Source organism: Streptomyces sp. NPDC093109 (genome assembly GCF_040701725.1).
Classification (GTDB): Bacteria; Actinomycetota; Actinomycetes; order Streptomycetales; family Streptomycetaceae; genus Streptomyces.
In genome coordinates this window covers 35,973-51,446 of sequence record NZ_JBFBEZ010000039.1, presented here as the reverse complement: position 1 = coordinate 51,446, position 15,474 = coordinate 35,973, and the positions used below count along the sequence as shown (strand labels likewise).

General features: G+C 72.5%; 17 protein-coding genes. 9 read left to right on the top strand and 8 right to left on the bottom strand.

Translation table 11 applies throughout. The annotated features are described in order from the left end of the window. The first annotated feature begins 10 nt into the window (after positions 1–10). Positions 11–535 (top strand): Lrp/AsnC family transcriptional regulator, encoded by a 525-nt coding sequence (locus AB0389_RS29640; protein ID WP_366398586.1) that lies wholly within the window; start codon positions 11–13, stop codon positions 533–535. Positions 536–539: 4 nt separating this feature from the next. Here AB0389_RS29640 and AB0389_RS29635 read toward each other — a convergent pair whose 3' ends face one another. Beyond that, positions 540–1,142, bottom strand: a complete 603-nt coding sequence (locus tag AB0389_RS29635; protein WP_366398585.1) for a TetR/AcrR family transcriptional regulator — start codon at positions 1,140–1,142, stop codon at positions 540–542. Then, positions 1,139–2,662: a 3-hydroxyacyl-CoA dehydrogenase gene (locus AB0389_RS29630; RefSeq protein ID WP_366398584.1), complete on the bottom strand. Its 1,524-nt coding sequence runs from the start codon at positions 2,660–2,662 to the stop codon at positions 1,139–1,141. Before AB0389_RS29630 ends, AB0389_RS29635 begins: the two co-directional genes overlap by 4 nt. A 152-nt stretch (positions 2,663–2,814) precedes the next feature. Between AB0389_RS29630 and paaN the strand changes: the two genes are divergently transcribed. Further along, positions 2,815–4,536, top strand: coding sequence for a phenylacetic acid degradation protein PaaN (gene paaN / locus AB0389_RS29625; RefSeq protein WP_366398583.1), 1,722 nt, complete (start codon positions 2,815–2,817; stop codon positions 4,534–4,536). Between the two features lie 30 nt (positions 4,537–4,566). Here paaN and AB0389_RS29620 read toward each other — a convergent pair whose 3' ends face one another. Genes AB0389_RS29620 through AB0389_RS29610 form a run of 3 tightly spaced genes read right to left on the bottom strand, consistent with a single transcriptional unit; the run spans position 4,567 to position 7,285 of the window. Then, positions 4,567–5,244 carry a TrmH family RNA methyltransferase gene (locus AB0389_RS29620; protein ID WP_366398582.1) on the bottom strand — a complete coding sequence of 226 codons (678 nt, stop codon included), beginning with the start codon at positions 5,242–5,244 and terminating at the stop codon, positions 4,567–4,569. Next, positions 5,241–6,467 carry an HTTM domain-containing protein gene (locus AB0389_RS29615; protein ID WP_366398605.1) on the bottom strand — a complete coding sequence of 409 codons (1,227 nt, stop codon included), beginning with the start codon at positions 6,465–6,467 and terminating at the stop codon, positions 5,241–5,243. Before AB0389_RS29615 ends, AB0389_RS29620 begins: the two co-directional genes overlap by 4 nt. Positions 6,468–6,523: 56 nt before the next feature. Continuing rightward, positions 6,524–7,285: a DUF5819 family protein gene (locus AB0389_RS29610; protein ID WP_366398581.1), complete on the bottom strand. Its 762-nt coding sequence runs from the start codon at positions 7,283–7,285 to the stop codon at positions 6,524–6,526. 117 nt (positions 7,286–7,402) lie between these two features. On the opposite strand from AB0389_RS29610, the gene paaA reads away from it, so the two are divergent. Genes paaA through AB0389_RS29585 form a run of 5 tightly spaced genes read left to right on the top strand, consistent with a single transcriptional unit; the run spans position 7,403 to position 11,149 of the window. Further along, positions 7,403–8,458 carry a 1,2-phenylacetyl-CoA epoxidase subunit PaaA gene (paaA, locus tag AB0389_RS29605; protein WP_366398580.1) on the top strand — a complete coding sequence of 352 codons (1,056 nt, stop codon included), beginning with the start codon at positions 7,403–7,405 and terminating at the stop codon, positions 8,456–8,458. Next, on the top strand, positions 8,455–8,745 hold the full coding sequence (gene paaB / locus AB0389_RS29600; protein WP_366398579.1) for a 1,2-phenylacetyl-CoA epoxidase subunit PaaB: 291 nt from the start codon (positions 8,455–8,457) through the stop codon (positions 8,743–8,745). Before paaA ends, paaB begins: the two co-directional genes overlap by 4 nt. Further along, positions 8,742–9,461 carry a 1,2-phenylacetyl-CoA epoxidase subunit PaaC gene (gene paaC / locus AB0389_RS29595; RefSeq protein ID WP_366398578.1) on the top strand — a complete coding sequence of 240 codons (720 nt, stop codon included), beginning with the start codon at positions 8,742–8,744 and terminating at the stop codon, positions 9,459–9,461. Before paaB ends, paaC begins: the two co-directional genes overlap by 4 nt. Then, complete coding sequence (gene paaD, locus AB0389_RS29590; RefSeq protein WP_366398577.1) at positions 9,455–10,078, top strand: 1,2-phenylacetyl-CoA epoxidase subunit PaaD; 624 nt, start codon at positions 9,455–9,457, stop codon at positions 10,076–10,078. Before paaC ends, paaD begins: the two co-directional genes overlap by 7 nt. Continuing rightward, positions 10,079–11,149 carry a 2Fe-2S iron-sulfur cluster-binding protein gene (locus AB0389_RS29585; RefSeq protein WP_366398576.1) on the top strand — a complete coding sequence of 357 codons (1,071 nt, stop codon included), beginning with the start codon at positions 10,079–10,081 and terminating at the stop codon, positions 11,147–11,149. Positions 11,150–11,197: 48 nt separating this feature from the next. Here the strand turns inward: AB0389_RS29585 and AB0389_RS29580 are convergent, their stop codons facing one another. Both AB0389_RS29580 and AB0389_RS29575 read right to left on the bottom strand, forming a co-directional pair. After that, the gene (locus AB0389_RS29580; RefSeq protein ID WP_366398575.1) at positions 11,198–11,542 is read right to left on the bottom strand and encodes a rhodanese-like domain-containing protein; all 345 of its coding nucleotides are present in this window, start codon (positions 11,540–11,542) and stop codon (positions 11,198–11,200) included. A 91-nt stretch (positions 11,543–11,633) separates the two neighbouring features. Further along, positions 11,634–12,452: a hypothetical protein gene (locus tag AB0389_RS29575; RefSeq protein ID WP_366398604.1), complete on the bottom strand. Its 819-nt coding sequence runs from the start codon at positions 12,450–12,452 to the stop codon at positions 11,634–11,636. Between the two features lie 186 nt (positions 12,453–12,638). Here AB0389_RS29575 and AB0389_RS29570 point away from each other — a divergent pair, with 186 nt between their 5' ends. Then, positions 12,639–13,295 carry a TetR family transcriptional regulator gene (locus AB0389_RS29570; RefSeq protein WP_366398574.1) on the top strand — a complete coding sequence of 219 codons (657 nt, stop codon included), beginning with the start codon at positions 12,639–12,641 and terminating at the stop codon, positions 13,293–13,295. Beyond that, positions 13,292–14,614, top strand: a complete 1,323-nt coding sequence (locus AB0389_RS29565; RefSeq protein ID WP_366398573.1) for an FAD-binding oxidoreductase — start codon at positions 13,292–13,294, stop codon at positions 14,612–14,614. The genes AB0389_RS29570 and AB0389_RS29565 overlap by 4 nt, the downstream gene beginning before the upstream one ends. A 99-nt stretch (positions 14,615–14,713) precedes the next feature. Here AB0389_RS29565 and AB0389_RS29560 read toward each other — a convergent pair whose 3' ends face one another. Then, positions 14,714–15,385 carry an NAD(P)H-dependent oxidoreductase gene (locus AB0389_RS29560; protein WP_366398572.1) on the bottom strand — a complete coding sequence of 224 codons (672 nt, stop codon included), beginning with the start codon at positions 15,383–15,385 and terminating at the stop codon, positions 14,714–14,716. Positions 15,386–15,474: the final 89 nt, after the last annotated feature.

The following is a 15,474-nucleotide window of genomic DNA, read 5'->3' as shown; positions in this document are numbered from 1 at the left end:
GCGGGGAGACATGACAGCTGAACAAATGGCCGACGAGGGTACGGAGCGGAGCGTTCCGCCGCGCCCGCTGGACTCCACCGACCGGGACATTCTGCGGATCCTCCAGGCCGACGGACGCGCCTCGATACGGTCCGTCGCCGAGCGGGTCCACGTCTCGCGCGCCAACGCCTACGCGCGGATCAACCGGCTCATCGACGACGGTGTGATCCGTGGCTTCAGCGCCAGGCTCGACCACGAACGGGCGGGTCAGGGCGCCTCCGCCTACATCACCCTGAAGATCGTGCAGAACTCCTGGCGCACCGTGCGCGAACAGCTCCAGGAGCTGCCGGGGGCCACCCATATCGCGCTGGTCAGCGGCGACTTCGATGTCCTGCTGCTGGTGCACACCCCGGACAACCGGACCCTGCGCGAACTGGTGCTGACCCGCATCCAGTCCATTCCCGAGGTGCTCTCCACCCGCACCCTGCTGGTCTTCGAGGAGACTGACCTGGCACCGGGAGCGCCCACGCCTGCACCGCTGGACGCGCCGCCCTGACGGTCTACTGCGGCGGTCGCACCGTACGCAGCCCGTCGAAGGCGAGCCGTACGACGGCCTCCGCCACCTGGTCGCGGTCGTCGCCGCCGCCCGGCAGCGGCCGGTACCACTCCACCAGGGAGTTGACCATGCCGAAGAGCAGCCGGGTCGCCAGTCTGGTGTCCATGTCCGAGCGCAGATCCCCGTCCGCGGCGGCGGCCTTGAGCAGATCGGCCACCCGCTGGTCGAACTCCCGGCGCCGCTCCATCGCCCAGCGCTCGGTCCTGGTGTTGCCCCTGACCCGCAGCAGCAGCGTCACATAGGGCAGCTCGGCCATCAGCACCTCGACCGTGCGGCGGGTCACGTACTCGACGCGCGCGATCGCCCGCCCCCGCGTCGCGCCGTCCTCCTCAAGGATGCCGAAGAGGCCGTCCAGGGCGCGGCTGACCGCCCGGCGCAGCAGCTCCTCCTTGCCGACGACATGGTGGTATATCGAGGACTTGGAGATGCCCGCGGCCTTGGAGAGGTGCTCCATGGACGTGCCGTCGTAGCCGCGCTCGTTGAAGACGCGGACGGCGACCGTCAGCAGGGTCTCGGGCGTGTAGGTGTCCCGCTTGGCGGTGGTCATGAGCGTCCCTGCTTCGCTTCGAGGTCGGCACGGCGGCGCAGCGCCGGGGACGAGCCGTAACGGCCGCCGGGATACTCGCCGTCCAGGCTGCACAGGAAGTGGTGCGCCCATCGCGCACCGAGGCGCGCGCACCACTCGCCGGGTCCGCCAGGGTAGTTCACGCCGAGTCTCATGGCGGTGTCGATGTCCCGCGCGCTCGCCACCCCGCGGCCGGCCGCGTCCGCCGCGAAGTCGATCAGCATGGCGACCGTACGCGCCACGATCATGCCGGGGATCTCGTCGATGACGCTGACCTTCTTGCCGAGCCGCTGGAAGAGGCCGACGGCCGCGCGCAGATCGGCGGGGTCCGCGTCCGCGCCGGGCGCGAGGGCGATCCGGGTGCAGGAGCGGTAGTCGAGGGCGAGATCGAAGTGGATGTACGCCCCGGAGGGGTCGCTGGTGGCGGTCGTCCCGTCGGTGAGGGCGAGCGCCGTGCCGCCGGGCAGGGCGAGGAAGCCGTGGGAGACGTACGGGGTGCGGTCGCGGGTGACCTTGATGCCCGCTTCCTCGATCATCTCGCGCAGTACGGCGGCGGGCCCGAGGTCCGCGTGCAGGCCCACGCTGTCCGGGGCCTCCTGCGGCTCCTCGGTCCGCGGGCACGCGCGCGTGGCGTCCGTCCCGTACGTGAACCAGCCCTGTCCGGTCTTGCGGCCCAGCCGCCCGGCCTCCACCAGCTTGCGCTGGGCAAGTGACGGCGTGAACCGCGCGTCCTGGAAGAAGGACTCCCAGACGGACCGGGTGACCGCCTCGTTGACGTCCTGGCCGATCAGGTCCATCAGCTCGAAGGGGCCCATCCGGAAGCCGCCGCACTCCCGCAGTACCGCGTCGATCGTGGCGGGGTCGGCGGCCCCCTCCTCGTACACCCGCAGCGCCTCGGCGTAGAAGGGGCGGGCGACGCGGTTGACGATGAACCCGGGGGTGTCGGCGCAGCGCACGGGGGTCTTGCCCCAGGCGCGGGCCGTCGCGTACGCGCGCTCGGCGGCGGCCGGTTCCGTCGCGGCGCCGCTGACGACCTCTACGAGCGGCAGCAGGGGCGCCGGGTTGAAGAAGTGGAGTCCGACGAGGCGGCCGGGGAGGCGCAGCGCGCCCGCGACGGCCGTCACGGAGAGGGAGGAGGTGTTGGTGGCGAGCAGACAGTCGTCCGCGACGGTGTCCTCCAGCGCGGCGAACAGCTCCTGTTTGACGGCGAGCCGTTCCACGACGGCTTCGGCCACGAGCGCGGCGTCGGAGAGCTCGGCGAGCGCGCCGGCCGGGTGGAGCCGGGCGAGCGCGGCGTCGCGCGCCGCCGCGTCGAGCCGGCCCTTCTCGACCAGCCGGCCGAGGCGTCCGGCGATGGCGGTGGCGGCCTGTCCTGCCAGGCCCGGCACGGCGTCGTAGAGCCGTACGGGATGCCCGGCGGCCAGCGCCACCTGGGCTATGCCCTGTCCCATCGTGCCGGTGCCGACGACCGCGACGACGCGGTGCGGCTCGATCGCTGTCATGAACACAATCCTCCCGTACGAGTCACCCGGCGCGGGGTCCGCGGTGAGTTGTCCACAGGTTCGCCGGCCCCCCTTGTCCCGACCGATCGTTCGGTTACTCTAACTCTGACCGCACGTCGCCGTCCCGCCGCATCCCGAGGAGTTGGTCCGTGATGGCCGCCCAGCTCAGCCCCCAGCAGCTCGCCGAGAAGCACCGGCCCACACTCGACCGGGCCCTCGACGCGGTCCGCACCCGCGCGTACTGGTCCCCCCACCCCGAACATCCCAAGGCGTACGGCGAGAACGCGCCCGCCGACGGGCTCGCCGCGTTCGAGGCCCTGCGCGGGACCCCCTTCGAGCTGGACCAGCCCGGCACGGACGGCTGGACCGGCGGAGAGATCTCGCCGTACGGCCCTGCCCTCGGCATCGAGTACCCGCACGCGGACCCGGACGTCCTGCTGCCTGCCATGCGCGCGGGCATGGGCGCGTGGCGCGCGGCGGGACCCGAGACGCGCGCCCTGGTCTGTCTGGAGATCCTGGCGCGGATCTCCGCCCGTACGCACGAGTTCGCGCACACGGTGATGCACACCAGCGGGCAGGCGTTCATGATGGCGTTCCAGGCGGGCGGGCCGCACGCCCAGGACCGGGGCCTGGAGGCCGTGGCGTACGCGTACCAGGAACAGACCCGGACGCCCGCCGCCGCCGACTGGTCCAAGCCCCAGGGCAAGCGCGACCCGCTGGAGCTGCGGAAGACCTTCACCGCGGCCCCGCGCGGCATCGCGCTGCTGATCGGCTGCAACACCTTCCCCACCTGGAACGGCTACCCGGGCCTGTTCGCGTCCCTGGCCACCGGCAACCCCGTCCTGGTCAAGCCGCATCCGCGCGCGGTCCTGCCGCTCGCGCTGACGGTAAGGACCGTCCGCGAGGTGCTCGCCGAGACCGGCTTCGACCCCAACCTGGTCGCGCTGGCCGTGGAGCGGCCCGGCGAGGGCATCGCCAAGGCCCTGGCCGTCCGGCCCGAGATCCGGATCATCGACTACACCGGCTCGACGGCCTTCGGCGACTGGCTGGAGACCCATGCCCGCCAGGCCCAGGTGTACACGGAGAAGGCCGGCGTCAACACCGTCGTCATCGACTCCACCGACGACTACCGGGGGATGCTCGCCAACCTCGCCTTCTCCCTCTCGCTGTACAGCGGCCAGATGTGCACCACCCCGCAGAACCTGCTGATCCCCCGGGACGGCATCGCGACGGACGCGGGCGAGAAGTCCTACGACGAGGTGGTCGCCGATCTGGCCGCCGCGGTGACCAAGCTGCTCGGCGACGACACCCGCGCCGCCGGCCTGCTCGGCGCGCTGGTCAACCCCGGGGTGAAGGCCCGCCTCGACGACGCCGCCGGACTCGGCGACCTCGCCCTGGCCTCCCGCGCCGTCACCCACCCGGACTTCCCCGACGCCGTGGTGCGCACCCCCGCGCTCGTGAAGGCCGACGGCGCCCGTAAGGCGTGGGACTCCGACGGCACGACGGCGGCGGAGACGGCGGAGACGGAGGTCCCGTATCTCTCCGAGTGCTTCGGGCCCGTCTCCTTCGCGGTGGCCGTCGACTCCACGGCGGACGCCCTCGACCTGCTGCGCCGCACGGTGCGCGACAAGGGCGCGATGACGGTGGGCGCGTACACGACCTCGCCCGCGACGGAACGCGCGCTGGAGGACGTCTGCCTGGACGAGTCCGCCCAGCTCTCCCTCAACCTCACCGGAGGGGTGTACGTGAACCAGACGGCCGCCTTCTCCGACTTCCACGGCTCCGGCGGCAACCCGGCGGCGAACGCGGCCCTGTGCGACGCGGCGTTCGTGGCGAACCGCTTCCGCGTGATCGAGGTCCGTCGCCAGGCCTGAACCGCCCCGGCGGCGGCGCTGCCCGTCGGCTCAGCCGCCGGGCGGCGCCGGGATCTCCGCGTACCGCTGGATCCACGCGTGCATGGCGATCGCCGCCGCCGCGCCCGCGTTGATCGACCGGGTCGAACCGAACTGGGCGATCGAGCAGACCATCGAGGCGTGCGCCCGCGCCTCCTCGGTCAGCCCGGGCCCCTCCTGCCCGAAGAGCAGCACGCACCGCCGCGGCAGCTCGGTGCGCTCCAGCGCCACCGCCCCCGGCAGATTGTCGATCCCGATGATCGGCAGCCCCTCAGCCGCCGCCCACGCCGTCAGCTCCGCGGTGTCCGGGTGGTGCCGCACATGCTGGTACCGGTCGGTCACCATCGCCCCGCGCCGGTTCCACCGCCGCCGGCCGACGATATGGATCTCCTTGGCGAGGAAGGCGTTGGCCGTACGGACCACGGAGCCGATGTTGAAGTCATGGCTCCAGTTCTCCACCGCCACATGGAAGTCGTGCCGCCGGGTGTCGAGGTCCTCGACGATCGCCTCGCGCGTCCAGTAGCGGTACTGGTCGGTGACGTTGCGGCGGTCGCCGGAGGCCAGTAGCTCCGGGTCGTACCGCTTGTCCTCGGGCCAGGGCTCGCTGTGCGGGCCCACCCCGATCTCCGGACCGAAGCCGTCGTCGTACTGGACCGGTTCCAGCGCCTCGGCCGGTGTCTCGCTGCTCACCCCACGAGAGTACGGGGCTGGTCAGGGCTCTCGCTCCGCTGTTCGGGCGGGCGGGTACGCGCGGACGGCCCGAGCCGGCGGAGCCCGGGGAGCAGCCGGTCGCGCAGCCGGACGGTACGGGCGCCGAGGAAGAGCAGGAAGCCCGTCGGCAGGAAGACCGCGTCGGCCGCGATCATCGCGAGGGAGAAGAACGGCAGCCCCAGCAGTACGGCGATGCCCGCGTGCTCCAGCATCATCGCGACCAGCAGGACGTTCTTGACCCGGCGGTTGAAGAGCGTGAACGGGAAGGCGACCTGCACCATGACCGTCGCGTAGGTCACCACCATCACCATGATGCCGCTGGCCGCGAGGATGCCCGAGAGCGCCGGCCAGGGCGCGAAGTAGTCCAGTTTGAGCGGGTAGTAGAGGGCGGTGCCGTCCTGCCAGCGCGAGCCCTGGATCTTGTACCAGCCCGCGGTGGCGTACACGAGGCAGACCTCCGCCATGATCACGGCGAGTCCGGCGTTGTGGACGAGGTTGGCGAGCACGTCCAGCAGGGCGCGCTGCTGCCCGTCGGGCGCGTAACGGTTCGCCGCCCACCACAGGCCCTGCGCGGCCCACATGCCCCAGAACAGGAGCAGCAGCCAGAGCGCGGGAAGCGGCGCGGCCACCGCCGTACCGACGAGCAGGAGCGCGCCGGTCAGGCCCCACAGCACCGGCCCGACCCGGTCGGGGGCGGCCTTGCGCGCCGCGCGCCGGGCGTCCAGCGACCAGACCTGGCCGCAGCGGGTCAGCACCAGATAGATCGCCATCAGATGGATGACGTTGTCGCCGCCGTCGCCCATGAAGATGGAGCGGTTCTGGAGCGACAGCACCCCGAACATGAAGAGCACGGACATCGTGCGGGTACGCCAGCCGAGCAGCAGCAGCGCGCTGGAGAGGACGGCGACGGCGAAGACGATCTCGAACCAGACCGTGCTGTCCGACCACATCAGCGCGGTGAAGGCGCCGTTCCGGTCGATCAGCTGCCGGGCCATGTCCCAGCTCCACGGCCCGTCGGGCCCGTACAGCTCCCGACGGTGCGGCAGTTCGCGCAGCAGGAAGAGCAGCCAGGTGCCCGCGAAACCGATCCGCACGACGGCGCTCTGATAGCGGCCGAGGGGGGTGGAGGTGACGCGCTGGAGGGCGGTGGCGGCCCGCCGCTCGAAAGAGGAACGCCTGACCACGCGCGGCTGCGGCGTCATCGCCGGATCCGGCTCCGGCTCCGACCGCGGCTTGGGTTCCGTCTCCGGCTGCCCGCTCACTCGCCCGCCTCCTTGCTGCCGTTCCTTACGCCGTCGGGAAGATCCTCGGCGCTCACCGTCCACCAGGGATAGACCCGGTACGACGGGCGGGTGCTGACCTTCTCCTTGCTCCACACGGGGCTGCCGACGGCCGTCGTGGCCGACCTGAGCTGGATACGGGTCACGGTCCCGCCCAGCGCGCGGTCCTCGAGACGCAGCATCACGATGCGGCGTATGTACTGCTCGGAGAGCTTGCCGCGCAGTCCGTTGGGACGGTTCTGGCTGTCGTGCGAGCCGACGAAGAAGTCCCAGCCGCGGCGCAGTTCGTTCTGGTCGACATGGCTGGGCAGCGGATTGTGCCTGATCGCCCGGCCGTCCTCGGCCGAGAGATCGATCCATTCCGTGGTCGTCCGCGTCCGGGCGCCGTCGGCGGACTCGACCTCCGCGCGCGCCTGGACGGCGATGTTCTGCTGGAGCGGATTGGGCGCGAAGAGCTTCCAGTTCTGCTCGAACTCGGGATAGACCCACGCGTCGACGGCCTTGCCGTGCTCCTTGGTGATCGTGTTCGAGGGCGCGACATGGAGAAACACCATGGCCACATGGACGCAGGCCAGTACGGCGATGACCGCGAGGGCCGTGGAGGCCGCCACCTGGTACGGGAAGGAGAGGCCGACTATGCCGCTGCCGGGCGGCGGCGTCCCGGGCGGCGGTGTCCCGGGCTGCCGCGAGCCGGCCCGCGGAGCCCCGGCCCGCGCCTCCTGGTCGTCGTACGAATCCATCCCGCCCCGATCCCCGTCGCGCGCCCCGGTCAGTTATCCACAGAGGTTGACACCCTACGGGCCCCCGACCCACCATTGAAGTCAACGAACCGAACGATCGGTCGGTAGGGGGTCCGGATGACGGCAGTGACCGCGGGAACGGCTGCGGAGGCGGCGATGGAGACGACGGCGGAGGAATTCGCGAAGGCCTTCGACGCGGCCGTGGCGGCCGACGAGCGCATCGAGCCGCGCGACTGGATGCCGGAGGCGTACCGCGCCACGCTGGTGCGCCAGATGGCACAGCACGCCCACTCCGAGATCATCGGCATGCAGCCGGAGGCCAACTGGATCACGCGCGCGCCGTCCCTGCGCCGCAAGGCGATCCTGATCGCCAAGGTGCAGGACGAGGCAGGACACGGCCTGTATCTCTACAGCGCCGCCGAGACCCTGGGCACCGACCGCGACGAGCTCCTCGACAAGCTCCACACGGGCCGCCAGAAATACTCGTCGATCTTCAACTACCCCACGCTGACCTGGGCCGACGTCGGCGCGATCGGCTGGCTGGTGGACGGCGCCGCGATCACCAACCAGGTGCCGCTGTGCCGCTGCTCGTACGGCCCCTACGCCCGCGCGATGGTCCGGATCTGCAAGGAGGAGTCCTTCCACCAGCGCCAGGGGTACGAGCTGCTGCTCGCCCTCAGCGGCGGGACCCCCGCCCAGCACGCGATGGCGCAGGACGCGGTGGACCGCTGGTGGTGGCCGTCGCTGATGATGTTCGGCCCGCCCGACGACGAATCGGCGCACTCCGCGCAGTCCATGGCCTGGAAGATCAAGCGGCACTCCAACGACGAGCTGCGGCAGCGCTTCGTCGACATCTGTGTCCCCCAGGCCGAGGCCCTGGGGCTGTCCCTGCCCGACCCGGACCTCCGGTGGAACGAGGAGCGGGGCCGGCACGACTTCGGCGCCATCGACTGGACGGAGTTCCAGCAGGTCCTGAAGGGCAACGGCCCGTGCAACGAACAGCGGATCACCCAGCGCCGCCGGGCGCATGAAGAGGGAGCCTGGGTGAGGGAGGCGGCCTCGTCGTACGCGGCGAAGCACAGCGCCCCCGGCACGCACGACCACGGCCGCGACCACGACCACGACCAGTTGCGCGACCACGACCACGACCAGTTGATGGAGGCGACGGCATGAGCAGCCCGACCGACTGGCCGCTGTGGGAGGTGTTCGTCCGGTCCCGCCGCGGGCTCTCGCACACCCACGCGGGCAGCCTGCACGCCCCGGACGCCGAGATGGCGCTGCGCAACGCCCGCGACCTCTACACCCGGCGGGGCGAGGGCGTCTCGATCTGGGTCGTGCCCTCGGCCGCCGTCACCGCGTCCTCGCCCGACGAGAAGGACCCGTTCTTCGCCCCGGCCGCCGACAAGCCGTACCGCCATCCGACCTTCTACGAGATCCCGGAGGGGGTGCGCCACCTGTGACCGACGTACGGACGACCGCCGCGGCCCTGGCCCTGGGCGACGACGCGCTGGTGCTCTCGCACCGGCTGGGGGAGTGGGCCGGCCACGCGCCCGCGCTGGAGGAAGAGGTCGCCCTCGCCAATATCGCGCTGGACCTGCTCGGCCAGGCGCGGATCCTGCTCTCCCTCGTCGGGGACGAGGACGAGCTGGCCTATCTGCGGGACGAGCGGTCCTTCCGCAATCTCCAGCTCGTCGAGCAGCCGAACGGGGACTTCGCGCACACCATCGCGCGGCAGCTCTACTTCTCCACCTACCAGCTGGCGCTGTACCGGGAACTGGCCTCGGGGGAGGGCGAGTTCACCGGCCTCGCCGCCAAGGCAGCCAAGGAGGTCGCGTACCACAAGGACCACGCCGAGCACTGGACGCTGCGGCTCGGCGACGGCACCCCGGAGAGCCACCGGCGGATGGCCGGGGCGTGCGGCGCGCTCTGGCGGTTCACCGGCGAGATGTTCCAGCCCGTCGAAGGGCTGGACGTCGACTGGCCCGCGCTGGAGGCGGGCTGGCTCGCCTCCGTCACGGATGTGCTCGACCGGGCGACGCTGGGCGTGCCGGACGGGCCCAGGACCGGCGCGTGGACGGCGGGCGCGGGCCGGCAGGGACTGCACACCGAGCCATTCGGGCCGATGATCGCCGAGATGCAGCATCTGCACCGCAGCCACCCGGGGGCGTCATGGTGACCGGAACGGGCTCCCGGCCGCCCGGCCCCTCACCGGCCGCCCCCTCACCGCCGCCCACCGCGCTGGAGGCCGAGCTGTTCCGTCTCGCGGGCGCGGTCCCCGACCCCGAGCTGCCGGTGGTGACACTCGCGGAGCTGGGCGTCCTGCGAGCCGTCCGTATGGCGGCTCCCGTCCATATGGCGGCTCCCGTCCATATGGCGGCTCCCGGACCCGGACCCGGTCCCGGCCCCGGCCTCGCCCCGGGTGCCGGTGCGGTCCGCGTCGAGCTGACCCCCACGTACACCGGCTGCCCGGCGATAGAGGCGATGTCCTCGGACATCGAGCGGGTGCTGCACGACCGGGGCATGCCGGACGTCTCCGTCGTGACCGTCCTCTCCCCCGCCTGGTCCACGGACGACATCAGCGCGGAGGGCCGGCGCAAGCTCGCCGAGGCCGGCATAGCCCCGCCCCGGCCGGGCGCCACCGCCGGGCCCGTGCCGCTGACGCTCGCCATCCGCTGCCCGCACTGCGGCTCGACCGCGACCGAGCTGCTCAGCAGGTTCTCCTCCACCGCCTGCAAGGCGCTGCGCCGCTGCACGGCGTGCCGCGAACCGTTCGACCACTTCAAGGAGTTGTAGATGTTCCATCCGCTCCGGGTCGGCGCGCTCGACCGGCTCACGGACGACGCGGTGGCCGTCACCTTCGAGGTGCCGCCCGAGCTGCGCGAGGCGTTCCGGCACACCCCCGGCCAGCACATAGCCCTGCGCCGTACCGGGACCGCCGCGGCCGGCGAGATCCGGCGTACGTACTCGATCTGCACGCCCGCCGGGGCGGAGCCGGTGCTGCGCGTGGGCATCCGGCTGGTCGAGGGCGGCGAGTTCTCGACGTACGCCCTCAAGGAGCTCGCCGTCGGCGACACGGTCGAGGTGATGGAGCCGACGGGCCGCTTCGTGCTGGAGCCGCGACCGGGACACTTCGCGGCGGTCGTCGGGGGCAGCGGCATCACCCCGGTGCTGTCGATCGCGTCCACGCTGCTGGCGGCGGAGCCGGACGCCCGGTTCTGCCTGGTCCGCAGCGACCGCACCGTGGCCTCGACGATGTTCCTGGAGGAGGTCGCCGACCTCAAGGACCGCTGTCCCGACCGCTTCCAGCTGGTCACCGTGGTCTCCAGGGAGGAGCGGCAGTCGGGGCTGCCGTCGGGACGGCTGGACCGCGAGCGGCTGACCGGGCTGCTGCCCGAACTGCTCCCGGTGACCGGGGTCGACGGCTGGTTCCTCTGCGGCCCGCTGGGGCTGGTGACCGCCGCCGAGGGCGCGCTGCGCGGCCTCGGGGTGGCGCGCGGCCGTATCCACCAGGAGATCTTCCACGTGGACGACGCCCCGGCCACGGGGGCGGGCGCCGCCGCGGCACGGACGCCCGAGCGGGGACCCCGTACCGCCACCCTCACCGCCACGCTCGACGGCCGCTCGGGGCGCTGGCCGGTCCGGGACGGCGAATCCCTGCTGGAGACCGTGCTGCGGGGACGCGCGGACGCGCCGTACGCCTGCAAGGGCGGCGTGTGCGGCACGTGCCGGGCGTTCCTGGTCGCGGGCGAGGTCAGGATGGACCGTAACTTCGCGCTCGAACCGGAGGAGACGGACGCGGGCTATGTCCTGGCCTGCCAGTCCCATCCGGCCACGGGAGAAGTGGAGTTGGACTTCGACCGCTGACCCGGCCGGCCGCCAGGCGCGCCCCCGTCACGCCCCTTGGCGCGTCGCTCAGAGGACGAACGCGGGGCTGCCGGTGTCCGCGACCATCGGGCGTCCCGCGCCGTCCCAGGCGAGCATGCCGCCGTCCACGTTCACCGCGTCGACGCCCTGCCGCACCAGGTACTGGGTGACCTGCGCGGAGCGCCCGCCGACCCGGCACATCACATACGCCGTGCGCCCCTCGGCCACCGCCTCCGTCACCTCACCGAACCGCGCGGCGAAGTCACTCATCGGGACGTGCAGCGCGCCCTCGACATGACCGGCCGCCCACTCGTCGTCCTCCCGTACGTCCAGCACCAGGCCGTCGGCCGGGACCGCCGCGGCGTCGACCGAGGGCAGCGGGGCGAAATTCATGGGGATAGTGCCTTCTCTCGTACGTACGGATGCCTGAAGCGGGGAGGAGCCGTTGCTCCGGAAGCCCAAAGCCCCGGAAAACCTACTCCACCTACTCCACCAGCCTGCCCAGTTCCCTCTCGCGCTCGGAGACCTCCGCGAGCAGCTGCTCGGCGATCTCCTCCAGCAGCCGGTCCGGATCGTCGGGCGCCATCCTGAGCATCGCGCCGATCGCGCTCTCCTCCAGCTCCTTCGCGACCACCGACAGCATCTCCTTGCGCTGCGACAGCCACTCCAGCCGGGCGTACAGCTCCTCGCTCTCGCTCAGCCGTCCCGCCACCGGCGCCGGCCCCGCCGCCCACTCGTCCGCCAGCTCCCGCAGCAGGGGCTCGTCCCCACGCCCGTACGCGGCGTTGACCCGGGTGAGGAACTCCTCGCGCCGCGCCCGCTCGTTGTCCTCCCGCGCCAGGTCCGGGTGCGCCTTGCGGACCAGTTCGCGGTAGAGCTTGCGCGCCTCGTCGCCCGGCCGGACCCGCGCGGGCGGCCGTACGGGCTGGTCCGTCAGCATCGCCGCGGCCTCCGGCGACAGGCCGTCCGAGTCGAGCCACTCGTGGAACAGCTCGTCCACCCCCGGCATCGGCTGCACCAGCGCCCGCGCCTCCCGCGCCTTGCGCAGATCCTCGGGATCGCCGGTACGGGCCGCGCGCGCCTCGGCGATCATCGCGTCCAGTTCGTCCAGCCGGGCGTACATCGGGCCGAGGCGCTGGTGGTGCAGCCGGGAGAAGTTCTCCACCTCGATCCGGAACGTCTCCAGCGCGATCTCGAACTCGATCAGCGCCTGCTCGGCGGCGCGCACGGCCTTCTCCAGCCGCGCCTCGGGCCGCGCCTCAGCCTGCCGTCGTACGTCCTGCTCGTCGTCGTTACGGATCATCGGCTCCCCAGGGGCGTCGTGCATCACCCGTCCAGCGTACGGGCGCCCACGACGGCCGGTGCTCACAGCCCGGTCCGGGGCGCCCTCCCGCCGATGCCGGGGCGCCCTCCCGCCGATGCCCGGCCGGCCATCGACCCGTCATCCGCCGGCCACACCCACGCTAATGACCAGATGTACATTATGAGGATGAGCAAGGACCCACCAGAATTTCCTGGCGTGCCGACCCTCACCAGGAAGAAACACGTCCGCGCCCCGGAAGCCCACCGCGAGGCGATCCTGGAGGCGGCGCGGGCCGCGTTCGCCGAGCGCGGCTACGTCCGTGCCACCATCCGGGAGATCGCGGGGCGGGCCGGTGTCACCCACGGTCTGGTCATGCGCCACTTCGGATCGAAGGAGCAGTTGTTCCTCGCCGCCGTGCCCGGCCCGCGGGACCTGCCCGAACTCGTACCCGGCCCGCCCGAGACCCTGCCGGACCGGATCGCGCGGGCCTTCGTCGAACGCATGGAGCGCGGCGACGACACCGACCCGTTCCTCGCGGTGATCCGTAGCGCCGCCTCCGACGAGCGGGCCGCCACCGGGCTGTACGCGGCGATGCGGCGCAGCAGCGCGGAGGCCTACCGCACGGTGCTGAGCGGGCCCGGCACGGACGAGCGCGTCGACCTGCTCGCCTCCCATCTCGTCGGCATCACCTTCAGTCGCTACGTACTGCGGGACGGCCCGGTGGCCGAGATGCCGCCGGAGCGGCTCGTGGCGTATCTGACGCGCACGCTGCGGTGCGTCCTCGGGCCCCTCGACGGGCCCGTCACCCCTCCCACATCCTCCGAAGGGACCTCCCCGTCATGACGGATCAGGGCCTCACCCACGCCGCGTTACCGCCCTCCCTCATAGGCCGGACGGTCCTGCCGTCCGACGCCCGCTACCCACAGGTGCGCCACGGATTCGCGCACCGGGGCGCCCCGGCCGCGGTGATCTTCCCCGAGAGCGCGCGGGAGACGGCCGCGGCACTGGCGTACGCCCGCGCGCGGGGCGCGGTGGTGTCCGTGCGCAGCGGTGGGCACGGACTCAGCGGACGGTCGACCAACGACGGCGGTGTCGTCGTCGATGTCTCCCGCCTCGACGGAGTGACGGTGCTCGACCGGGCGCGGCGGCTGGTCCGGATCGGCGCGGGCGCCCGCTGGGGGAAGGTCGCGCAGGACCTCGCCGCGCACGGGCTCGCCGTCAGCTCCGGCGACAGCGGCGACGTGGGCGTGGGCGGACTGGTCACCGCGGGCGGCATGGGCTGGTTCGCGCGGCGGGACGGGCTGACCATCGACCGTGTGACGGCCGTCGAACTCGTCCTGGCCGACGGCACGTTCGTCCGCGCCGACGCGGAGCACCACCCCGACCTGCTCTGGGCGGTCCTCGGCGCGGGCGGCTACTTCGGCATCGTCACGGCGGTGGAGCTGGAGGCGTCGGAGGCCGGCGAGGTCGTCTTCGCCAACCTGGTCTTCGACGCGGGGGACGCCGCGCCGCTCGTCGAGGAGTGGGGTGCCGTCCTCGCCGCCGCGCCCCGCGAGCTGACGAGCCTCCTCACCCTCAGGCCCGCCGCACCGGGCCGGCCCGCCGTGGCCCATGTCGCCGCGGTCTACGCGGGGGACCGGCCCGACTCCGCCGAGCGGGTGCTGACCCCCCTGCTGGGCCTGGGACCCCTGCTGCACCAGGAGGCGGTGCTCGCCCCGTACCAGGCGCTGGTGCCGGTCAGCGGCGCGCCGCACCACGGTCGGGGCCTGGGCGTCACCCGCTCCGGACTGCTCGACCGCCTCTCCGCGCACACCGCGCGCGCCCTCGCGGAGGGGCTGGCGTCGGGGCAGGTGCTGATGGGGCAGCTCCGCTCGCTGGGCGGCGCGGTCAACGACATCGACGAGTCGGCCACCGCCTACTCCCACCGCGTCCAGAACTTCCAGTTGCTCTCCGCGACCGCTCCCGAACGGGAACGCTTCCTGGACGCCCACTGGGCGCGGCTCGCCCCGGAGGTGAACGGCATGTACCTCAGCTTCGACACCCGCCGCTCCCCCGAGGTCCTCGCCGAGGCGTTCCCCGAGCCGGCCCTGTCCCGGCTCCGTGCGCTCAAGGCCAGGTACGACCCCGAGAACGTGTTCGGCCACGACTTCCCGCTGCGGTGAGAGCGGTCCCCCGGCGGGCCGGGCCGGGCCGGCGGGCCGGGCCGTCAGGAGCCCTCGTCAGGCCCTCGTCAGGCCCTGTCAGGCCCTGTCAGGCCCTCGTCAGGCCTCGCCGTGCGTACGGGCGCCGTCGAGCGCCGTCGCGTACGACGTGGCCGCCAGCTCCCTGAACTGGAAGAGCCGGGGCACGTGCTCCGACTTGGTCAGCTCCGCGTGCAGGAACGTCAGGTCGGTGGCGAGGCCCACCATCCCGAGTGCCGCCTTCAGGTACGGCTCCTGGTAATCAAAGCCGTGGCGGGGCGTGCCCGGCCCGTACGCACCGCCGCGCGCGGAGGCCACCACGACCTTCTTGCCGGACAGCGGGCCCTCGCCGGTGGCCGGGTCGGCGATCAGCGGCGCGATCAGGACACGGTCGAACCATGCCTTGAACGTGGACGCCACCGAGAAGTTGTACATCGGCACCCCGAGCAGGATCGTGTCGGCCGCGAGGAGTTCCTCGATCAGCGGCCAGGTCACCGCCCAGCTCGCGGCCTCCTCGGGCGTCCGCGCCGCCTCCCGGGTCGCCTCCAGGTCGCGCACGCCCTCCGCCTCCAAGCGGTGCATGACCTTGATCTGCGCGTCGTCGACATGCGGCACGGGGGCGGCGGCCAGGTCGCGGTAGACGTAGGTGCCCTCGGGGTGGGTTTTGCGCCACGTCTCCGCGAACTCGCCCGAGATCTTGCGGGAGACGGAACCGTGACGGGGGCTGGAGTCGAGGTGCAGCAGTGTGGGCATGGCGTAAGTCCCTTGTCCGTTGGGTCCGTTGAGTGGAGTTGATCTCCATTTAATTCCCCGCCGGAACCGTTGTCCCGTCGCCTGGCGTG